This is a genomic window from Agrobacterium sp. CFBP2214 (genome assembly GCF_030209895.1).
In the GTDB taxonomy this organism is placed as follows: Bacteria; Pseudomonadota; Alphaproteobacteria; order Rhizobiales; family Rhizobiaceae; genus Agrobacterium; species Agrobacterium radiobacter.
Map to the genome: position 1 here is coordinate 540,247 of NZ_JARVRC010000003.1, position 18,874 is coordinate 559,120.

20 protein-coding genes and 1 other RNA gene are annotated in these 18,874 nt (G+C 59.9%); 8 read left to right on the plus strand and 13 right to left on the minus strand.

Annotated elements, in window-relative coordinates; all coding sequences use genetic code 11:
• Positions 1-95 precede the first annotated feature (95 nt).
• From QRN60_RS10025 to QRN60_RS10035, 3 genes are read left to right on the plus strand one after another with little or no spacing between them, the layout of a single operon-like run.
• Positions 96-476, plus strand: a complete 381-nt coding sequence (locus QRN60_RS10025; RefSeq protein ID WP_077998921.1) for a COG4315 family predicted lipoprotein — start codon at positions 96-98, stop codon at positions 474-476.
• Positions 460-1,017 carry an RNA polymerase sigma factor gene (locus tag QRN60_RS10030; protein ID WP_060723379.1) on the plus strand — a complete coding sequence of 186 codons (558 nt, stop codon included), beginning with the start codon at positions 460-462 and terminating at the stop codon, positions 1,015-1,017. The genes QRN60_RS10025 and QRN60_RS10030 overlap by 17 nt, the downstream gene beginning before the upstream one ends.
• On the plus strand, positions 1,014-1,802 hold the full coding sequence (locus tag QRN60_RS10035; protein ID WP_060723380.1) for an anti-sigma factor family protein: 789 nt from the start codon (positions 1,014-1,016) through the stop codon (positions 1,800-1,802). The genes QRN60_RS10030 and QRN60_RS10035 overlap by 4 nt, the downstream gene beginning before the upstream one ends.
• Before the next feature lie 6 nt (positions 1,803-1,808).
• Here the strand turns inward: QRN60_RS10035 and QRN60_RS10040 are convergent, their stop codons facing one another.
• A complete protein-coding gene (locus QRN60_RS10040; RefSeq protein WP_026363426.1) occupies positions 1,809-2,402 on the minus strand; it encodes a LysE family translocator in 594 nt (197 codons plus the stop codon).
• A 164-nt stretch (positions 2,403-2,566) separates the two neighbouring features.
• Between QRN60_RS10040 and QRN60_RS10045 the strand changes: the two genes are divergently transcribed.
• A complete protein-coding gene (locus tag QRN60_RS10045; RefSeq protein WP_129564891.1) occupies positions 2,567-3,412 on the plus strand; it encodes an aldo/keto reductase in 846 nt (281 codons plus the stop codon).
• Positions 3,413-3,564: 152 nt separating this feature from the next.
• On the opposite strand, the gene QRN60_RS10050 is transcribed toward QRN60_RS10045, so the two are convergent.
• The 4 genes from QRN60_RS10050 to QRN60_RS10065 all read right to left on the minus strand — a co-directional run bounded on the left by QRN60_RS10050 (position 3,565) and on the right by QRN60_RS10065 (position 6,974).
• Positions 3,565-4,095: an SRPBCC family protein gene (locus tag QRN60_RS10050; RefSeq protein ID WP_003507564.1), complete on the minus strand. Its 531-nt coding sequence runs from the start codon at positions 4,093-4,095 to the stop codon at positions 3,565-3,567.
• Positions 4,088-4,456: an ArsR/SmtB family transcription factor gene (locus QRN60_RS10055; RefSeq protein WP_026363425.1), complete on the minus strand. Its 369-nt coding sequence runs from the start codon at positions 4,454-4,456 to the stop codon at positions 4,088-4,090. Before QRN60_RS10055 ends, QRN60_RS10050 begins: the two co-directional genes overlap by 8 nt.
• 132 nt (positions 4,457-4,588) lie before the next feature.
• The gene (gene ilvN / locus QRN60_RS10060) at positions 4,589-5,161 is read right to left on the minus strand and encodes an acetolactate synthase small subunit (protein WP_003507555.1); all 573 of its coding nucleotides are present in this window, start codon (positions 5,159-5,161) and stop codon (positions 4,589-4,591) included.
• 19 nt (positions 5,162-5,180) lie between these two features.
• Positions 5,181-6,974 carry an acetolactate synthase 3 large subunit gene (locus QRN60_RS10065; protein ID WP_129564892.1) on the minus strand — a complete coding sequence of 598 codons (1,794 nt, stop codon included), beginning with the start codon at positions 6,972-6,974 and terminating at the stop codon, positions 5,181-5,183.
• 380 nt (positions 6,975-7,354) lie between these two features.
• Between QRN60_RS10065 and QRN60_RS10070 the strand changes: the two genes are divergently transcribed.
• Entirely contained in the window at positions 7,355-9,364 is a 2,010-nt protein-coding gene (locus QRN60_RS10070; protein ID WP_129564893.1) for an ATP-binding protein, read from the plus strand.
• 7 nt (positions 9,365-9,371) lie between these two features.
• On the opposite strand, the gene miaA is transcribed toward QRN60_RS10070, so the two are convergent.
• Entirely contained in the window at positions 9,372-10,268 is an 897-nt protein-coding gene (gene miaA / locus QRN60_RS10075) for a tRNA (adenosine(37)-N6)-dimethylallyltransferase MiaA (RefSeq protein ID WP_111793443.1), read from the minus strand.
• Between miaA and serB the strand changes: the two genes are divergently transcribed.
• Positions 10,267-11,157 (plus strand): phosphoserine phosphatase SerB, encoded by an 891-nt coding sequence (gene serB / locus QRN60_RS10080; RefSeq protein ID WP_129564894.1) that lies wholly within the window; start codon positions 10,267-10,269, stop codon positions 11,155-11,157. The two genes, miaA and serB, sit on opposite strands and share 2 nt — an antisense overlap.
• Positions 11,154-11,717 carry a GNAT family N-acetyltransferase gene (locus QRN60_RS10085; protein ID WP_003507545.1) on the plus strand — a complete coding sequence of 188 codons (564 nt, stop codon included), beginning with the start codon at positions 11,154-11,156 and terminating at the stop codon, positions 11,715-11,717. The genes serB and QRN60_RS10085 overlap by 4 nt, the downstream gene beginning before the upstream one ends.
• 24 nt (positions 11,718-11,741) lie before the next feature.
• Here the strand turns inward: QRN60_RS10085 and QRN60_RS10090 are convergent, their stop codons facing one another.
• The 7 genes from QRN60_RS10090 to QRN60_RS10120 all read right to left on the minus strand — a co-directional run bounded on the left by QRN60_RS10090 (position 11,742) and on the right by QRN60_RS10120 (position 18,224).
• Positions 11,742-12,491, minus strand: coding sequence for an SDR family oxidoreductase (locus tag QRN60_RS10090; RefSeq protein ID WP_111781729.1), 750 nt, complete (start codon positions 12,489-12,491; stop codon positions 11,742-11,744).
• Between the two features lie 89 nt (positions 12,492-12,580).
• The gene (locus QRN60_RS10095; protein ID WP_111834745.1) at positions 12,581-14,125 is read right to left on the minus strand and encodes a Do family serine endopeptidase; all 1,545 of its coding nucleotides are present in this window, start codon (positions 14,123-14,125) and stop codon (positions 12,581-12,583) included.
• A 192-nt stretch (positions 14,126-14,317) separates the two neighbouring features.
• Entirely contained in the window at positions 14,318-15,241 is a 924-nt protein-coding gene (hflC, locus tag QRN60_RS10100; RefSeq protein WP_060727395.1) for a protease modulator HflC, read from the minus strand.
• Position 15,242: 1 nt separating this feature from the next.
• Positions 15,243-16,361 (minus strand): FtsH protease activity modulator HflK, encoded by a 1,119-nt coding sequence (gene hflK / locus QRN60_RS10105; protein WP_003507538.1) that lies wholly within the window; start codon positions 16,359-16,361, stop codon positions 15,243-15,245.
• A gap of 143 nt (positions 16,362-16,504) precedes the next feature.
• Positions 16,505-17,032 carry a dihydrofolate reductase gene (locus QRN60_RS10110; RefSeq protein ID WP_111781731.1) on the minus strand — a complete coding sequence of 176 codons (528 nt, stop codon included), beginning with the start codon at positions 17,030-17,032 and terminating at the stop codon, positions 16,505-16,507.
• Positions 17,029-17,823, minus strand: coding sequence for a thymidylate synthase (locus tag QRN60_RS10115; RefSeq protein WP_003507534.1), 795 nt, complete (start codon positions 17,821-17,823; stop codon positions 17,029-17,031). Before QRN60_RS10115 ends, QRN60_RS10110 begins: the two co-directional genes overlap by 4 nt.
• A 92-nt stretch (positions 17,824-17,915) precedes the next feature.
• Complete coding sequence (locus QRN60_RS10120) at positions 17,916-18,224, minus strand: DUF2853 family protein (RefSeq protein WP_003507532.1); 309 nt, start codon at positions 18,222-18,224, stop codon at positions 17,916-17,918.
• 142 nt (positions 18,225-18,366) lie between these two features.
• On the opposite strand from QRN60_RS10120, the gene ssrA reads away from it, so the two are divergent.
• Positions 18,367-18,739: a transfer-messenger RNA gene (gene ssrA / locus QRN60_RS10125) on the plus strand.
• The last annotated feature ends 135 nt before the right edge of the window (positions 18,740-18,874 follow it).

Below are 18,874 nucleotides of genomic sequence, written 5' to 3' on the forward strand. Positions count from 1 at the left end.
ATAAGTTTAAAAATGCGTCGAGACAGGGAATAATCCGTCAGGTTGCGGTGTCTCTTGATGTGCTGGCGGCAGAGGCCGCCCGAACCAAGGAGGATATGTCCATGAAGATCCGCTTTATCGTTCCCGCCCTCGTTCTGGCTTTTGCCGGAACGGCCTATGCCGCCCCTGCGGTCGAAACGGTCAAGACCGCCAAAGGCGACGTGCTGGCGGGCGAAAAAGGCATGACGCTCTACACTTTCAAGAACGACAAGAAGGGCGTATCCAATTGTTATGACAAATGCGCGGTAAACTGGCCGCCGTTTTTCGCAGCCGCCAGCGACAAGGCCGAGGGTGCCTATTCCCTCGTGAAGCGCAAGGATGGCAAGATGCAGTGGGCAAAGGATGGCATGCCGCTTTATTACTGGGTCAAGGATACCAAGAAGGGCGATGCCACCGGTGATGGTGTGAACGGTGTATGGGATGCCGCAAAACCCTGATGGCATGAATGGCGAAAAGCGGGGGAACCATTCCCCCGCAGCCGGCAGCTTCGAAACGGAGATGCTGGCGCTGATACCCATGCTGCGCCGTTATTCCCGCAGCCTTTCCCGTTCTGACGCCGATGGCGAGGACCTCTTGCAGGACTGCGTGGAAAAGGCGCTGGCCAATCAAAGGCAATGGCGCGGAACAGGTTTAAAAACATGGGCTTACACGATAATGACGAATCTTTATCGTAACCGCCACCGCGCCGAGAAACGTCACCCGTCCGAAAGCCTCGACGGCCATGAGACCATCGCCGGCGCGGAGACGCTCTCCGACACGCTGGAGAATGACCGCCTGCACGGCGCGCTCGCCCTTCTTTCGTCCGACATGCGCGCGGTGCTGATGCTGGTGACGGTGGAGGGCTACAGCTATCAGGAGGCGGCCGAGACACTATCGATCCCGCTCGGCACCGTCATGTCCAGACTGTCCCGCGCCCGCGAAACCCTTCGCCAGCACCTGGCGGCGGATAATATCATACCCCTGCGGAGACCACGATGAAACGGCCCGACGCCATAACCGAAGACGACCTGCACGCCTATGTCGACGGACTTCTTTCCGACGACGACCGCGCGGCTGTCGAGGCCTGGCTGGCGGAAAGGCCGGAAGAGCAGGCCCGCGTGGAGGAATGGAGAAAACAGGCCGATATTCTGCGCAATGCCTTCGCCTCCTATGCCGCTGCACATCCGCATGACGCATCGATGCTCAGCCCGCAAAAGAGGGAGCGCGCATGGCGGGCAAAACCGGTTCTCCTGCAAACAGCGGCCGCGCTTTTGATCTTCGTGGCGGGTGCTGCGGCCGGCAGGCTTCTGCCGCCGTCTTTTTCCACGCCGCAGGACGTGACTCTGGCGTCGCTGACGACGGATATTCCGGCACAGGCGAAATCCGCCTATCTCATCTATGCGAGCGAGGTGCGCCATCCCGTTGAAGTCGGCGCCGGAGAGCAGCAGCATCTCGCGACATGGCTCGGCAAGCGGCTCGGCTACCCCTTCACCATCCCCGATCTCTCGAAGATCGGATATGACCTCGTCGGCGGGCGTCTTATCCCGGTCAGCGGCAAGCCGGGCGCGATGCTGATGTATCAGGACAAGACCGGCCGCAGGGTGACGGTGCTGATCGGCCACAACGAGGAAAACCGCACCACCAGCTTCCGCATGGCCAGCGCCGACGGTATCGAGACCTTCTACTGGATCGACAACGAACTGGGTTACGCCGTGTCCGCCGAACTGACGCGCGACGAGGTGCAGGCGATCGCCGAGGAATGTTACCGGCAGTTTCCGACGTGAGGGCTGTTATTTCAACATCGGCCAGAGGCTGATGACGAGAAGCACGGCCATGGTGATATTGAACCATTTGAGCCGGACCGGCACAGCGAGCCAGTCGCGCAAGGCGGAGCCGAAGCCGGCCCAGGTCGAAACGCTGGGAAGATTGACCGCGGCGAAGGCCACGCCGACGACAAGGACGGTGAAGAAATATTGCCGCTCATCCGTATAGGTCGCCATCGCCGTCACCGCCATCACCCAGGCCTTGGGATTGACCCACTGAAAGGCGGCGGCTGCAATGAAACTCATCGGCGCCGACGCGGCAGAACCTTCGCTAAGGCTGCGGGAAGTACCGATCTTCCATGCAATCCAGACGAGATATAGACCACCTGCGAATTTCAGGCCGGTGTAAAGAACGGGCACCGAATGCAGCAATGCGCCGAGACCGAAGCCGACCCCGATCAGCAGCGACAGGAACCCCGCGCCGATGCCCAGCATGTGCGGGATGGTACGGCGGAAACCGAAGTTCACCCCTGACGCAAACAGCATCATATTGTTCGGGCCTGGCGTGATGGAGGTGGTGAAGGCAAACAGCACCAGCGCGACAAAGGTTTCGGCAGTCATGATTTCTCCTTGAGCAGAAACCCTATCCGTCGAACCATCATCAAGCCACCCCGCCGGATCGATGGGCGCGGTCAATTTTTTTGATGGATCAATACTTTCCATGCCGGGTTTGAGAAGTCGGAACAAAGGGCTATTGTCCAATCACCAATCGCTGGAGCGAACCCATGTATGACGACATTCCTTCCGTCACCCTGCCATCAGGAAAAGAGGTTCCGGCCCTTGGCCTCGGCACCTGGAACATGGGGGAGACGCGATCATCCGCGCCGCAGGAGGTCGAAAGTATCCGCAAGGCGATCGATCTCGGCATGACGCTGGTCGACACGGCGGAAATGTATGCGGACGGCAGATCGGAGGAAGTGGTCGGCGCGGCAATCGCCGGCCGTCGCGACGAGGTGTTTCTGGTCAGCAAGGTCTATCCCTGGAACGCCAGCGCCAGAGGCACGGCGGAAGCCTGCGAGCGCAGTCTCGCAAGGCTCGGTACCGACCACATCGACCTCTATCTGCTGCACTGGCGTGGCGAGCACCCGCTTGCAGAAACCGTGGCGGCTTTCGAAAGGCTGAAGCGCGACGGCAAGATCGGCGACTGGGGCGTCTCCAATTTCGACAGCGACGACATGGAGGAGCTTTTCGCGGTTCCTGACGGCAAAAACTGCGCCGCCAATCAGGTGCTATACAACCTGTCCCGACGCGGGCCGGAGTTTTCGCTGCTGCCGTGGTGCCAGGAGCATGGCGTGCCGCTGATGGCCTATTCCCCCATCGAACAGGGCCGCATTTTGAAGAACCATGAACTCATCCGCATCGCCAAGGCCTATCAGGCAACCCCGGCCCAGCTGGCGCTCGCCTTTCTGCTGGAAAGGGACGGCGTCATCGCCATTCCGAAATCCGCCAGCATCGCACGGGTCGAGGAAAACCGCGGTGCGACGGATCTTGAAATAACCGATGAAGACTGGGCGGCGCTCGATGCCGCCTTCCCGCCACAGACGCGCAGAACCGCGCTGGAAATGCTTTGATATAACAGTATGTTAAGAGACTGTTCGGAATCTGTCGATCAGGCAGTTGAATCGGAATGTGAGCAAAGCAATTGTGCCAGCGCCACGGCAGGCCGCACTTGAAAAAACGGCGCGGAAAGCCGCGCCGTTGTGTCTAAAAAAGCACCGCTCCGTTACGGTATACGCCGCTCATATTCTTCTTTCAGTCCCAGCCATGTATCCCAGAACGGCCCCGGCTCCTTCTCCTGAAGACGGGCGGCGAGAATGTCGAGATGCACATGCCAGCCAGCGCTGACGTCAAGCCTCGTCCTCCTGTCGGCCAGCCGGCGATGAACCAGCGTCAGCAGCACATCCTTGCCAAGAGCCTGAAGTTCGATCGAGACCTCGCCACCTTCGCCCCAACTAAAGACGAGACGGTGCGGTGGAACCACGGTAATGATGCGGGAAGCCATACGATCTTCTTCGGAAAAACCTTCCGGGCGCCTGCCGGGCGGATCGGAAAGCTCATCGTTGCGCCACACCAGCTCGAACGGTGCATCGGGCGCAAGCCGCATTTCGCCGGAAGCCAGCCAGCGGCGGCGAAGTTCGCTTTGTGTCAGATAGGCCCAGACCCGGTCGATCGGTCCCGGCAGCAGCCGTTCGATCTTCAGGGTCGTCGGCTCGACGAGACGGCCATAGGCGTCAGGCATTGCAATATCAGCCATTGTCATTTCCTCCATCTGCAGGGATTTTTCCCTGATCATCCTCCCTGAGCATCTGCTCAAGAATATCGAGGCGACTGCCCCAGAACTGCCGGTAGAAATCCAGCCATTCATGCGCTTCCGCCAACCGTTCCGGCGAAAGGCGGCAGACATGGGTGCGCCCCCTCACCTCGCGGCGGATAAGCCCGGCATTTTCCAGAGCCTTGATGTGCTTTGAAGCCGCAGCGAGCGATATGTCGAACGGTTGGGCCAGCTGGCTTACCGTGCGCTCGCCACGGGACAGATCGCGCAGCATCGTGCGTCGCGTGGCGTCGCCAAGGGCATGAAAGACGGTGTCGAGATGTGAAGCGGATAATTCAACCATGTTGTTGAATATAGACTGCCGATCCAGAAAGTCAACCATACGGTTGAATGTTGGATCAAGCGGAACAACGCCGTAAAAAAACCCGCGGCGAACCGCGGGCTTATATTTCAGCATCTGCCCCAAATACGGAGATTACATTCCCTGCGAACCGCGATTCATCGCCGCAATACCGGTGCGGCAAATTTCGATCAGGCCGAGCGGCTTGATGATGGCCACGAACTGGTCGATCTTCGATGACTTGCCGGTAATTTCGAAGATGAAATGCTCGACAGTCGCATCCACCACCTTGGCCTGAAACGCATCCGCAAGGCGCAGGGCTTCGGCGCGCACTTCACCGGTGCCGGCGACCTTGATGAGCGCCACTTCGCGCTCGATAGGCCGCTCCTGCCCCAGTTCGCGAGCACGAACAGTGAGATCGAGGACCCGGTGCACCGGCACGATACGTTCCAGCTGCGCCTTGATCTGCTCCAGCACGATGGGGGTACCGCGCGTGACGATGGTGATGCGCGACAGATGCGCCTCATGTTCGGTCTCGGAAACCGTCAGGCTTTCGATGTTGTAGCCACGGCCGGAAAACAGGCCGATGACCCGGGCGAGAACACCCGGCTCGTTGCTGACGAGAACCGACAGCGTATGATTTTCGACGGCAGCCGTTTCCTTCTGGATGAAATAGGCGGAGCCGGTGGGCTGTAGGTGTGCGTTCATGTCCTTTTCCTCTCCCGGCTCAGACTAGCTGACGGCCCTTGGCGTCAATGGCGTTGGCAACAGCTTCATCCGTCGCCTCATCCGGCAACAGCATCTCGTTATGAGCCTTACCAGACGGGATCATCGGGAAGCAATTGGCAAGATTGGCAACGCGGCAATCGAAGATAACCGGCTTGTTGACCGCGATCATCTCGGCGATCTTCTCGTCCAGTTCCCTAGGATCATCGCAATACATGCCGACCGCTCCATAGGCTTCCGCGAGCTTGACGAAGTCAGGCATCGCTTCGGTATAGGAGTTGGACAGGCGGTTGCCATGCAGCAGCTGCTGCCATTGGCGCACCATGCCCATGTACTGGTTGTTGAGGATGAAGATCTTCACCGGCAGACCGTACTGGATGGCGCAGGACATTTCCTGAATGCACATCTGGATCGAGGCGTCACCGGCGATATCAATGACAAGCGCTTCCGGGTGTGCAACCTGAACGCCGATGGCTGCCGGCAGACCGTAACCCATGGTGCCGAGACCACCTGACGTCATCCAGTGGTTCGGCTCCTCGAAGCCGAAGAACTGCGCCGCCCACATCTGATGCTGCCCGACTTCTGTCGTAATGTAGGTGTCACGCCCCTTCGAAGCCTCATGAAGCCGCTGCAACGCATATTGCGGCATGATGACATCGTTGGAGTTTTTGTAGGCGAAGGAGTTGCGGGCACGCCAGCGCTCGATCTGCGCCCACCAGTCGGCGGTCTGCGCCTTTTCCGGTTTCTTCGGCAAGGCGCGCCACAGGCGGACCATATCTTCCAGAACATGGCCGACATCGCCGATAACAGGCACGTCGACGCGAACCGTCTTGTTGATCGACGATGGGTCGATATCGATGTGGATCTTCTTGGAATTCGGCGAAAACGCGTTGATGCGGCCGGTAATTCGGTCGTCGAAACGCGCGCCGACGCAGACCATGACATCACAATCATGCATCGTCATATTGGCTTCGTAGGAACCGTGCATGCCCAGCATGCCGAGCCAGTTCTTGCCCGATGCCGGATAGGCGCCGAGACCCATCAGGGTCGAGGTGATCGGGAAACCGGTCAGCTCTACCAGTTCACGCAGCAGACGGGTGGCCTCCGGGCCGGAATTGATGACGCCGCCGCCGGTGTAGAAAACCGGCTTCTTCGCCTTCGACATCAGCTCGATGGCCGCATGAATGGCATTGAGGTCGCCCTGGACCTTCGGCTTGTAGCTCTCATGCTGGATGGCGGCGGAAGGCGGCGTGTAGGTGCCGGTGGCGAACTGGATGTCCTTCGGAATATCGACAACAACAGGTCCGGGACGACCCGTCTGCGCGATGCGGAAGGCTTCATGGATAATGCCCGCCAATTCGTTGACGTCCTTCACCAGCCAGTTGTGCTTGGTGCAGGGGCGCGTGATGCCGACGGTGTCACATTCCTGAAACGCGTCGGAGCCGATCAGCGATGTCGGAACCTGGCCGGAGAGGCAGACGAGCGGAATGGAATCCATCAGCGCATCCTGCAGCGGGGTGACCGCATTCGTCGCGCCGGGGCCTGACGTGACGAGCATGACGCCGACCTTGCCGGTGGAGCGGGCATAACCTTCGGCGGCGTGGCCGGCGCCCTGCTCGTGGCGCACGAGAATGTGCTGGATGTCTTCCTGCTGGAAAATCTCGTCATAGATCGGAAGCACGGCACCGCCGGGGTAACCGAAGATGTGCTCGACGCCGTTATCCTTCAGCGCCTGCAGAACGATCTCCGCACCTGTCATGCGATTGCTGTTTTCCGTATTGTCCTTATCCGTCATTGCCTGTTTCCATCCCGCTTTGGCTTTGGATATCGAGGAGCCCGAGGGCCTGTTTGAAGACATAAAAAAAGGCCCCTAGAGGAGCCTCGTTCAGCGCATGGGTGCTTTCGCCGGATGGTTACACCATCCTGCCCATGCGCCGTCCCACCACGATAAGTACGTTAAGATTTTTCATGGGGCGGAGTGTTAGCCAGAAAACCCCCAGCCGTCAACGCATATTGCAGGAAAAAATCGCCGCCGCCTTCTTTTATTACCCGCAAGCAGACTTCCGCGAAATTTTCGAACGCAGCCGGTACACCTGTTGTTAAGCATAATATTTTAATATCGAGAGCGCAGATACTGCCCGAACCACCGCGATATCGCATGTACCGGGAAAAAATGTGAATAACGACACGTTTCATAACGCGTCCCGCATGGACGAAAACGAACGGCGGTCCGGCCAGCAGCCGGCGAACCGCATGCTCGGCCGCGTCATCGCCTGTAACGGCGCACACGCCACCATTGCCGCCGAAACCGAACCGGGCACCACCGATGTGTCGCAGCTCTGGTCTGTCGGACGCCTGATCTCGATCGAAATGGGCACGAGCCGCGTCGCGGCCCTCGTCTTCGCCATGCGCACGGGCGAGGACTATTGGGCAGCGGACAGACCGAACAGGCTGCTGATCGACGTTGAACTCGTGGGCGAAGTTTACCGCACCGAGGACGGCAGCGAACGCTTTTCCACCGGCATCTCGCGTTACCCCTATCTCGGCGCGGTGGCGCACCGCATCCGCACCAGCGACCTCTCGAAGATCTACGACAGCGGCAAGCGTGACGCCTGCGTGATCGGCAGGCTGACACAGGACGATACGATCGGCGCCGCCATCAGCATTCCGCAGATGCTTGCCAAACATTTCGCCGTCGTCGGTTCGACGGGTGTGGGCAAGACCACCGCCGTTTCGCTGCTTCTGAACAAGGCGATCGAGACCGACCCGAAACTGCGTGTCCTCATTCTCGATCCACACAATGAATTCGCGGCCGCTTTTCCCGATCATTCCGTCGTCATCGATACGGATACGCTGGACCTGCCCTTCTGGCTGATGCGGCTTGAAGAATTTGCCGAGGTCATCTTCCGCGGTCGCAAGCCGGTGCCGGAAGAAATGGATGTCCTCCGCGACATCATTCCCGAAGCGAAGAAGGCGTTTCGCGGCACCGAAGGTTCCGCCGTCCGCCGCACCTCCGACAAGAGCGCGATCACACCCGATACGCCGGTACCCTACCGCATGGCCGATCTTCTCGCCCTCATCGACGAGCGTATCGGACGGCTGGAAGGACGCGGCGAAAAACCCGCATTGCGCACGCTGAAAGGCCGCATCCTCTCGGCCATCAACGATACGCGCTACAACTTCATGTTCTCCAGCAATACGATCAGCGACACCATTCTGGAAACGGTGGCGCATATTTTCCGTATTCCCGGGGAAGGAAAGCCGATTTCGGTATTCCAGCTGTCAGGCATTCCCTCCGAAGTGGTGAACTCGGTGGTTTCGGTCCTCTGCCGCATGTCCTTCGAACTGGCGGTGCTGGCGCGCGGCTCGCTGCATATGCTTGTCGTCTGCGAGGAAGCGCACCGTTATGTGCCTGCCGACCCCGAGCGCGGCTTTTTCCCCACCCGGCAATCCATCGCCCAGATCGCCAAGGAAGGCCGCAAATACGGCATTTCGCTCGGCGTCATCAGCCAGCGGCCGAGCGAACTGGACCAGACCATCCTGTCGCAATGCTCGACCGTTTTCGCCATGCGGCTCTCGAACGAGATCGACCAGAAGATCATCCTTTCAGCGGTACCGAACGCATCGACATCGACCACCAGTTTTCTGTCGTCCATCAGCAATGGTGAGGCCATTGCTTTTGGCGAGGCCGTCAATGTACCGATGCGCATGCGTTTTGACCGCGTCGTCACGGCCAAATTGCCGAAGGCGAGCGGCATCACCAGCCATGTGAACCACGAGACCCCCGATACGGTCGACCTGAACAGCATCGTCACGCGCATGCGCGCCACGCCAAAACCCGTTATCACCGGTTTCCAGCAAAGCGTTGAAGCGGCCTTTTCCGATCTGCCGGAACCGGCAGCGCCAAGCCGGGCAACGGATGAGGTCGACAACTGGAAGCAGGAACTGGGCACAGCCGCAACGGGGGGATATGAACCCTATCGCCCGGACATGCTGCCTGGCCGCACACTCCCTGCATCACCAAATCCGGCGGCACCCGATACCGCCTCTGGCGCCGTCAACGAATTGCGCAAGGCCAGTTTCCAGATGCAGGCGCAAAATGGCCCGCCGCCCGGCGATACACGCCCTTCGCTCCGCGAGAGCCTCCTGAAGAAGCCGCTCGGCAGTCTCTACCGGAAAGACTGACGCCCGTTCACGGCTGGATGCGTGTCCAGTCGTCTCCCATCTGATTGCGGAACCAGGTCATCTGCCGTTTGGCATATTGACGGGTCGCAGCCGCCGATTTTTCGATAACCTCCGCCTCGCCCATACGCCCGGCCAGCATATCGGCGATCTGGGCAACGCCGATCGCCTTCATCGCCGTTGCATCAGGCGCAAGATTGAGCGCGAGAAGTGCCCGTACCTCCTCTACCGCGCCGCTTTCCATCATGGCTTCAAAGCGACGATTGATGCGATCATGCAGCACCGGCCTTTCCGGCAGGACGACGAATTTCTGCGCCCGGTCGGGGTCGATAATCATAGGGGCCCGGGCCTGCTGGAAATCCCGGATCGATTTCCCCGTCGCCTCAAGCACTTCAAGCGCCCGGACGATACGCTGCCCGTCCCCCGGCTGGAGCGTGTCCGCCATGGCCGGATCACGGCCGGCGAGTTCCGCATGAAGGACCGCCGCTCCCTCCTCGACCAGCCGGGCGCGCAATCTCTCGCGGATGTCTTCTGGAATGTTGGGCATGTCGGAGAGGCCGCCCGTCAATGCCTTGAAATAAAGCCCCGTGCCGCCGACGATGACGGGGAAACGCCCCTGCGCCCGTAAATCCGAAAGCAGCGCAGAAATATCCCGCAGCCATTCGCCCGTTGAATAGAGGCTGCTCGCCGGCACATGGCCGTAGAGCAGATGCGGAACGCCCTCCATCTCGTCTTCGGATGGCCGGGCGGTCAACACCCGTAGCGTGTCGTAAACCTGCATGCTGTCGGCATTGATGACGACGCCGTCCCGCTCCCGCGCCAAACGAAGCGCAAGCGCGGACTTGCCGCTTGCCGTCGGGCCGGTTATCAGGATCGCATCAAAATTCTCATCAAGGTTTTTCATCATGGCTCTCGTTGCCACGCTTATCGCCAATCCGTCAAATCCTGTTCTGACACCGGCCCTCGGCGAAGCGGCCGCGAAGGCCGTCAACGCATCGGGCCTCTACTGGCTGGCCGATGGCATTGCCTGCGATATCACCCTGCCCTCCGGCACCGCAACCGAACAGGCACGCAGCGCGATTGCATCCGCGCTTGCTGGAAAACCGATCGATATCGTCATCCAGGAGCAGGATCAGCGCCGCAAGAAGCTTCTGATCGCCGACATGGATTCGACCATGATCGGTCAGGAATGCATCGACGAACTGGCGGCCGAAGTCGGGCTGAAGGACAAGGTCTCAGCCATCACCGCCCGCGCCATGAATGGCGAGATCGCTTTCGAACCCGCATTGCGTGAGCGTGTGGCGCTGCTGAAGGGCCTGCCGGTCTCTGTCATCGATGACGTCATCGAAAAGCGCATCACGCTGACCCCGGGCGGCAAGGAACTGATCGCCACCATGAAGGCGAAGGGCTATTACACCGCCCTCGTGTCCGGCGGCTTCACCGTCTTCACCGGCCGCGTCTCCGCGATGCTCGGTTTCGACGAGGACCGCGCCAATCTGCTGGGCGAAGCCAATGGCGAACTTGATGGCACCGTTGCCGAACCCATCCTCGGCAAACAGGCAAAGGTGGATGCACTGAACGATATTGCAGCAAAGCTCGGCATTTCGCCGGAAGAGGCAATGGCAGTCGGCGATGGCGCCAACGATCTCGGCATGCTGCATCTGGCCGGCGCGGGCGTGGCCCTGCATGCCAAGCCGGCCGTGGCAGCCGAGGCGCAGATGCGCATCGACCATGGTGATCTGACCGCGCTTCTATATATCCAGGGCTACCGCAAGACGGATTTTGTCACTCCATGATCATCCGAGAGACACAGAGACTCATTCTGCGCGAGTGGAAGGAGAGCGACCGTGACCTGTTCCGCGAAATCAACGCCGACGAAAAGGTCATGGAGTTTTTTCCCTTCCGCCGCAGCCATGCGGAAGCGGACGCCGTGCTGGAAACCATCAACGGCATGATCCGCGGCAGCGGTTACGGCTTCTACGCCATGGAATTGCGCGAGACCGGCGAAGTCATGGGCTTCTGCGGCATTTCCCCCGTCATGAATCTCGACCCGCCCTTCCCGCTCGGAACCATGGAAATCGGCTGGCGGCTCGCCACCCGCTTCTGGGGCCACGGCTATGTCACGGAAGCGGCGCAATCGCTGCTCGTCATGGCCTTCGATGAAAAGGAGACGCCGGAAATCGTCTCCTTTGCCGTGCACAACAACCAGCGTTCAACGCGGGTGATGGAGCGCATCGGCCTCAAGCGTGATCCTTCACGCGATTTCGACCATCCGCGCGTGCCGGAAGAGACGCATCCGCATCTGCGCCCGCATGTGACCTATGCGTTGACGCTGGAGGAGTGGCGGGCGCGATAAGACCCTGCCCGCCAAGCCCGAACATCACTTCACGGCCGCATTGCCGCCATCGGCAAACAACGCCGCTCCGGCGACGAAGCTCGCCATGGGGCTAGCGAGGAAAAGCGCTGCCTGCGCGATTTCCTGCGGCTCAGCGATACGTTTCATCGCATGCAGGCCAGCGGCCCATTCCTTCTGCGCCGCATCGCCGGCTGCCGGTGTATCAACCCCGCCGGGCAGCAGCGCATTGGCACGAATACCGCTGATGGCATAATCGGCGGTAATGCCTTTCACCAGCCCCATCAACGCCGCCTTCGCCGCCCCATAAGCCGCCATGCCCGGTATGCCGACGCTGGTGCCGACGAAGCTTGAGGTGAAGACGATGGAGCCGCCGCCACGCGTCAACATCAGCGGTATCTGGTACCGCGCTCCCAGAAAAGCGGAGGTAAGATTGACGTTGAGTACATCATCCCATTCCGCAGGCGAAATCTCCGCCAGCGGCTTCATGGCCCCCACCGCACCGGCATTATTGACGGCGATATCGAGGCCACCGAACACGCTCACGGCCGCCTCTGCCAGTCGGGAATGGGTTTCGGCAAGACCGGCATCACCCGCAACCGCGTGGACGCGGCCGCCGGTCTCACGAATGTCGGCGGCAACCTCCTGCAGCGCCTTTTCGCCGCGCGCATTGAGAACGACCGCCGCGCCGTGAGCGGCAAACAGCATCGCCGTCGCCCGGCCGATGCCGGATGACGCACCGGTGATGATGGCAACCTTGTTTTCAAGCAATTTCATATCCTTGGCCTCCGTTTAATGGAGCCCAAGGATTAGAGAGCGGCCGGAATGACAACCACCCGATTCCTGACGGATCGGACGAAAGGCGTTTATTCCAGCGGCAGCGCCACGACGCGCAGATTGCCCTGGGCATCCGCCACCATCATATGCGCATTCTTGCGGCCTTCGGATTTCAGGCCGTTGACGCGCACCAGCACATCGCCCGGAACCTCCATGAAGTCCTGCCCGACCTCGACGATGATATCGCCGGCCTTCATGCCCTTCTGTTCGGCGGGCGAGCCCGGATCGACGCTGGCGACAAGCACGCCTTCCACGCTTTCGGCAATGCCCTTTTCGGTGCGCAGCTCGTTGCTCAGCACCACGAGATTCATGCCGAGCACGCTCTGCGGTGCTTCACGCACTTCCGGCGTCTGGTCCTGCGCCTGATCGTCGGTGCCGCCATCGTCTTCCGGTACGACCACACCGCCATCGCCGTCTTCGCTCTGTTGGTCCTCGGCCGAGGCCTTCTCATCCGTCGCATCCTGCAACTGGCCGAGCTTGACCTTGACGGTCTCCTCCTTGCCATCACGCAGGATCACCACATCGACGTCCTTGCCGACAGGGCTTTCCGCCACGATCCGCAAAAGGTCGCGCATCTCGTGAATATCCTTGCCGTCGAATTTCAGCACGACATCGCCGGCCTGGATCGGGCCATTTTCCACCGGTCCGCCCTTGGCGACGCCGGAGATAAGCGCACCCTTGGCGCTATCCATGCCGAGGCTTGCCGCCACATCGTCGGTGACGGGCTGGACACGAACACCCAGCCAGCCGCGGCGCGTCTCACCGAATTCGATGAGCTGCTGGACGATATTCTGGGCAAGCTCCGTCGGCACGGCGAATCCGATACCGATCGAACCGCCGCTCGGCGAAATGATCGCCGTATTGATGCCGATCACCTCGCCCTTCATGTTGAAGAGCGGACCGCCGGAATTGCCCTTGTTGATGGCCGCATCCGTCTGGATGAAATTGTCATAGGGGCCGGCATTGATATTACGCCCGCGCGCGGAAATAACACCGACCGTCAGCGATCCACCAAGGCCGAAGGGATTGCCGATGGCCATCACCCAGTCGCCGATGCGCATGCTGCGCGAATCACCGAACTTGACGGCCTTCAACGGCGTTTTCGGCTCCACCTTCAAGACGGAAAGGTCGGTTTTCGTATCAGTGCCAACCAGCGTCGCCTTGAGCTTCGAACCATTCGGGAAAATCACCTCGATGGCGTCGGCGCCCTCGATGACGTGGTTGTTGGTGACGACGTAACCGGCCGGATCGATCACGAAACCGGACCCCAGCGAATTGACCTTTTCACCGCCTTCCGGCTTCTGGCTGTCGAAATAATCCTTGAAGAATTCCTGGAAGGGCGAACCCTCCGGCAGTTTCGGCGGAACCGGGCCCTTGCCGTCGGTCTTGACGTTCTGCGAGGTGGAAATATTCACCACCGCGTCGAGAAGCGGCTCGGCAAGATCAGCCACCGATTCCGGCCCATGGCTCTGCGCCAATGCCGCAACCGGTGCCGTAAGGCTACCCGCCACAAGCGCGATGCCCGCGATTGCGGCGATGCTGCTGCGAAAAGGCGAAAGAAGGGTCACGGCCATAAGCGTCCTCGCGTTTCAAATAGTCCTGCCCTGCATATATCGGCAAAGCATAAGGCGGAATGATGAAGTGTAAAAATACCTTTTCGTGAACAGGCGGGGGACGCCTTGCCCGTAGTCACAGCTTTGGCACGAAAACGGACCAAAAAGAAAGGGCCGGTAAAAACCGGCCCTCCAAAATCATTTTATCCGTTATCAGTTCGCCGGTGCCGGCGCAGGTGCGGCAGGCGCCGCGGAAGGCACACCGTCGATGTTGTTGAAATAACGGAAGAAGGTAGAGTCCGGAGACAGAACCAGCGTCGTGCCTGTTCCGCTCAGTGAGCTGGAATAGGCGGCCATCGAGCGATAGAACTCGAAGAAGCTCGGGTCGCGCTGGAAAGCTTCACCGAACACCTTGTTACGCTCCGCATCGCCTTCACCGCGCAGCACTTCGGACTGACGACGCGCGTCGGATTCGAATTCCACGACCTGACGGTCGGCGATAGCGCGGCGACGCTGCGCTTCTTCGTTACCACGGGCGCGGATCAGTTCGGCCTCGGCCAGACGTTCCGACTTCATGCGCTCGAAGGTCTGCTGCGAGACTTCCTGCGTCAGGTCGGTACGGCGAATGCGCACGTCAACGATGCTGATGCCGAGTGATTCCGCATCGGGACGCAGATCGTCACGCACTTCCTGCATCATCGATGCACGTGCATCCGAGAGCGCGGATTCGAAGCCACGCAGACCGTAGACCCGGCGCAGCGATGCGTCGAGACGGGTACGCAGGCGCGATTCCGCCGACATCTGGTCACCCGAGACCGTCTGCCGGAAGCGGCGTGCATCCGTGATGCGATAGACCACGAAGGCATCAACCTCGTAGAACTTGCCGCCGGAGACCTGAACACGGATATTGTCGTGATCAAAGCGCAGCGCGCGGTTTTCGACATATTGTACGCGGTCGGCGTCCATGAAGGCGAAGGGCAGCTTGAAATAGAGGCCCGGCGCGGTTTTGACATCCTGGATTTCACCGAAGCGAACGACGATGGCCTGCTGGCGCTCGTTGACGACAAAGATCGACGAATAACCGAGGAAAAGCACGACGGCGAGGCCGACGAGAATGGCCGTAAGACGGTTGCCCATATTAGTTGCCTCCCTGCTGTGCCGCGCCCGGATTGCCGCGCATGATCTCGTTCAGAGGCAGATAAGGCACCACACCCTGTTTTTCGTCGATGATGACCTTGTTGGAGCCCTTCAGGACCTGTTCCATCGTTTCCAGGAACATGCGCTGACGGGTTACATCAGGCGCGGTGCGATACTGGTCGTAGATGGAGATGAAACGCTGCGCTTCACCCTGTGCCTCGTTGACGACACGCGACTTGTAGGCGTTCGCTTCTTCGAGGATCTGCGCGGCCTGACCGCGGGCGGCACCGAGCTTCTGGTTGGCGTATTGGTTGGCTTCCTGAACGAAGCGGTCTTCGTCCTGTTCGGCGCGCTGCACTTCATCGAAGGCGTCGGCCACTTCGCGCGGCGGTGCCGCGTCTTCAATAGCCACCGCATTGATGGAGATGCCGGCGCCATAACCGTCCATGGTGGACTGGATGATGGTGCGCACATCCGCTGCGATCGCCTGACGGTTATCGCGGAAGATGTCCTGTGCCGGACGACGGCCGACGACTTCGCGCATGGCGCTTTCGGAAACCTGCTGCAGGGTTTCAGCCGGGCTGTCGACGTTGAAGAGGTAGGATTTCGGATCGGAGACCGTATAGAGCACCGAGAACTGCACGTTGACGATGTTCTGGTCGCCGGTCAGCATCACGCCGCTCGCTGAAGACGACGAAGCGCGCGAACCGATATTCTGCTGCTGCTCGGTCACCTTGACGATTTCCACCGTCTCGATCGGCCACAGATGGAAATGCAGGCCCGGCATCGAAATTTCATCCTTCGGACGCCCGAAACGCAGCTCCACGCCGCGCTCGTCCGGCTGGACGGTGTAGATGGACTGGATGCCGAGGAAAACCAGAACGACGAGAACAACGATCGCAACCGCGCCGCCGTTGAAGCCGCCCGGCAGGACATTCCTGAAACGGTCCTGGCTGCGCCGGATGATCTCTTCCAGATCAGGAGGGCCGCCATTGCCGCCGCCACCGCCGCGAGGCCGGTTAGGCCCCTGCCCCCATGGGCCGCCACCGCCGCCCTGATTGTTTCCTCCACCGCCGCCGCCCCAAGGGCCGCCGCCGCCATTCTGATTGCTCCAGGGCATCAATACCTCTTTATAAAAGCCTCTCCCGATTCCGTTCGAAAGCGATTGCTCGCGTGCGGCGGGAATATCGACCCGTTATAAGAAGGAGAAGCGTCCGTTTCAACGCAGAGGTGGTAACTAAATACCCAATCGGGGTAAATAGTTCACTTTGACGCGGCTCTGCGCACATAAGTGGTGAACAGAACGGGATAATTGTCCCTTTCCCCTGCGGGAGCGGGGGTTTCCTCGGTTTTCTCAAAAACGCCGGGATCGATTTCCGGAAAAAAAGTGTCTCCATCCAGCTTTACCGCCACATGGGTGACGGAAAGTTGATCGGCAAAGGGCATGGCCTGACGGTAAATCTCGCCGCCGCCGGCCACGAAAACCTCATCCACACCCAGTTCCGCAGCCTTGGTTTTTGCAAGCTTCATGGCCTCGTCCAGCGACGAGACGACATCCACACCTTCAGGCCGGTAGTCGGCATTGCGGCTGACGATGATATGCGGACGGCCCGGCAGGGGGCGCTCGCCGACGGATAAAAATGTCTTGCGGCCCATGATGAGCGGCTTGCCCATCGTCATCGCCTTGAAGCGCTTGAGGTCAGTGGAAAGCTTCCACGGCATGTCGAGGTCGCGGCCGATGACGCCGTTTTCGGACACCGCGACGATGATGGTGACGCGCGGCTCACTCATACCGCGATCGGCGCCTTGATGCTTGAATCGGCCTCGTAGTTCTCAAGCGTAAAGTCTTCGAACTTAAAGCCGAAAAGGTCCTTCACATCAGGGTTGAGGCGCATCGTCGGCAAGGCCTTGGGTGTGCGCGTCATCTGCAGCTGCGCCTGTTCGAAATGGTTGGCATAGATATGCGCATCGCCGAGCGTATGGACGAAATCGCCGGGCTTCAGCCCCGTCACCTGCGCCACCATCAGCGTCAGGAGCGCATAGGAGGCGATATTGAACGGCACGCCGAGGAAAATATCCGCCGAGCGCTGGTAAAGCTGGCAGGAGAGCTTGCCGTCGGAAACATAGAACTGGAACAGGCAATGGCAGGGCGGAAGCGCCATCTCGTCCACCAGCGCGGGGTTCCAGGCCGAAACGATGTGGCGGCGGGAATTGGGATTGGTTTTCAGGGCCTCGATCAGAAGCGCGATCTGGTCGATATGGCGTCCGTCAGGCGCCGGCCAGGAGCGCCACTGTGCGCCATAGACGGGGCCGAGATCGCCGTTTTCGTCAGCCCATTCATCCCAGATGGAAACGCCATTTTCCTTGAGATAGGCAATATTGGTATCGCCCTTCAGGAACCACAGGAGTTCATGGATGATCGAGCGCAGATGCAGCTTCTTGGTGGTGAGAACCGGAAAACCTTGCGCAAGGTCGAAACGCATCTGGTAACCGAAAACCGAGCGCGTGCCCGTGCCGGTGCGGTCCCCGCGGTCGGAGCCGGTTTCCATGACATGCCGGAGAAGATCGAGATATTGTTTCATGCGTTCTGCCGCCGATTCCCTGATATCGAGGGAATATAATAGCACAGGGCGGCAGAACCAATCACCTAATGCGGGCTTATCCCCGGATCAAATCAAAGCGACTGAAGCTTACCCAGTTCCTTGGCGACCAGGTAATAGAAAGTCACACGCGACTTGGAGCGGTCGGCGGCCATGGCCTTGGCGACGGCATCGATCGCCTGATCGGCCGCACCGTCGGTAACGCCGAGCTTCTTGCCGCACCAGCTCGCCTTCACGCGCGCAAGCTCTTCCGGATCGGAAGCGGACACCAGCGAGGAATCCCGGTTGCGCAGGGCAATGCCGAGATGCTTGACGATCTTGCCGACAATGGCTTCGTCGGCTGCTGCGTCGTATTTCTTCACATCTGCGAGATAGTCAGTCATGTCCACTCCTTCGTGTGTCCCCGGCCCGGTGTTGCTTCTGGTGACCGGTTGCAGGGAGAATGGGACAGCAATCCCTCGTCGTCAAGAATTGTCTAAAGTGCGGGCCGCAATCACGAAACCTTTTCATGGAATTGTCATCACCCCCCTTTTCTCGGGCGGGCGAAACGCCTATATGAGCCTTGCCGGGGCAACCCGGCTATGGCGATAAACGGTCGGTGTAATAAACCTATTGGACCCGGGGGCGGTACCCGGCGCCTCCACCAAAAACCGGCGGGCTTTTCAAGATGAAGGCCGGCTTTTGATGGGGGCGAAATAGGATCGACAAGGGCGTAAAGATCGAACTTTTGCTCGGCATGATACCGCCGTTATCGGGTCACAAGTGTAGTTGCAAATGACAACAACGCTAAGGAATATGCTCTCGCTGCCTAATGGCGGTGCGGGAATTCCGCTCTAAGTCCTCACGGTTAGCCCCGTGAGGCGGGGTTCGGAGGTACCTGGCAACAGAAACCTCCACCTTCTCCATTTTGCCTGAATTGATTATATGATAGCTGACTTGCGAACGGCGTAGGCTTTTCCGTTGCTGCCGTTCAGGACATTGCGTATACTTGGGCAACGCGTGAGCGTCAGGATCGGAAATGATCCCGGCTCAA

Coding starts and splice junctions, on each gene's coding strand:
- QRN60_RS10085 (WP_003507545.1), top strand. CDS start 11,154: ATGATCATCCGAGAGACACAGAGACTCATTCTGCGCGAGTGGAAGGAG.
- QRN60_RS10115 (WP_003507534.1), bottom strand. CDS start 17,823: ATGAAACAATATCTCGATCTTCTCCGGCATGTCATGGAAACCGGCTCC.
- QRN60_RS10040 (WP_026363426.1), bottom strand. CDS start 2,402: ATGACTGCCGAAACCTTTGTCGCGCTGGTGCTGTTTGCCTTCACCACC.
- QRN60_RS10065 (WP_129564892.1), bottom strand. CDS start 6,974: ATGACGGATAAGGACAATACGGAAAACAGCAATCGCATGACAGGTGCG.
- QRN60_RS10030 (WP_060723379.1), top strand. CDS start 460: ATGCCGCAAAACCCTGATGGCATGAATGGCGAAAAGCGGGGGAACCAT.
- serB (WP_129564894.1), top strand. CDS start 10,267: ATGGCTCTCGTTGCCACGCTTATCGCCAATCCGTCAAATCCTGTTCTG.
- QRN60_RS10045 (WP_129564891.1), top strand. CDS start 2,567: ATGTATGACGACATTCCTTCCGTCACCCTGCCATCAGGAAAAGAGGTT.
- QRN60_RS10090 (WP_111781729.1), bottom strand. CDS start 12,491: ATGAAATTGCTTGAAAACAAGGTTGCCATCATCACCGGTGCGTCATCC.
- QRN60_RS10110 (WP_111781731.1), bottom strand. CDS start 17,032: ATGAGTGAGCCGCGCGTCACCATCATCGTCGCGGTGTCCGAAAACGGC.
- QRN60_RS10035 (WP_060723380.1), top strand. CDS start 1,014: ATGAAACGGCCCGACGCCATAACCGAAGACGACCTGCACGCCTATGTC.
- QRN60_RS10055 (WP_026363425.1), bottom strand. CDS start 4,456: ATGGTTGAATTATCCGCTTCACATCTCGACACCGTCTTTCATGCCCTT.
- QRN60_RS10050 (WP_003507564.1), bottom strand. CDS start 4,095: ATGGCTGATATTGCAATGCCTGACGCCTATGGCCGTCTCGTCGAGCCG.
- hflC (WP_060727395.1), bottom strand. CDS start 15,241: ATGGGCAACCGTCTTACGGCCATTCTCGTCGGCCTCGCCGTCGTGCTT.
- miaA (WP_111793443.1), bottom strand. CDS start 10,268: ATGATGAAAAACCTTGATGAGAATTTTGATGCGATCCTGATAACCGGC.
- hflK (WP_003507538.1), bottom strand. CDS start 16,361: ATGCCCTGGAGCAATCAGAATGGCGGCGGCGGCCCTTGGGGCGGCGGC.
- QRN60_RS10120 (WP_003507532.1), bottom strand. CDS start 18,224: ATGACTGACTATCTCGCAGATGTGAAGAAATACGACGCAGCAGCCGAC.
- QRN60_RS10025 (WP_077998921.1), top strand. CDS start 96: ATGTCCATGAAGATCCGCTTTATCGTTCCCGCCCTCGTTCTGGCTTTT.
- ilvN (WP_003507555.1), bottom strand. CDS start 5,161: ATGAACGCACACCTACAGCCCACCGGCTCCGCCTATTTCATCCAGAAG.
- QRN60_RS10095 (WP_111834745.1), bottom strand. CDS start 14,125: ATGGCCGTGACCCTTCTTTCGCCTTTTCGCAGCAGCATCGCCGCAATC.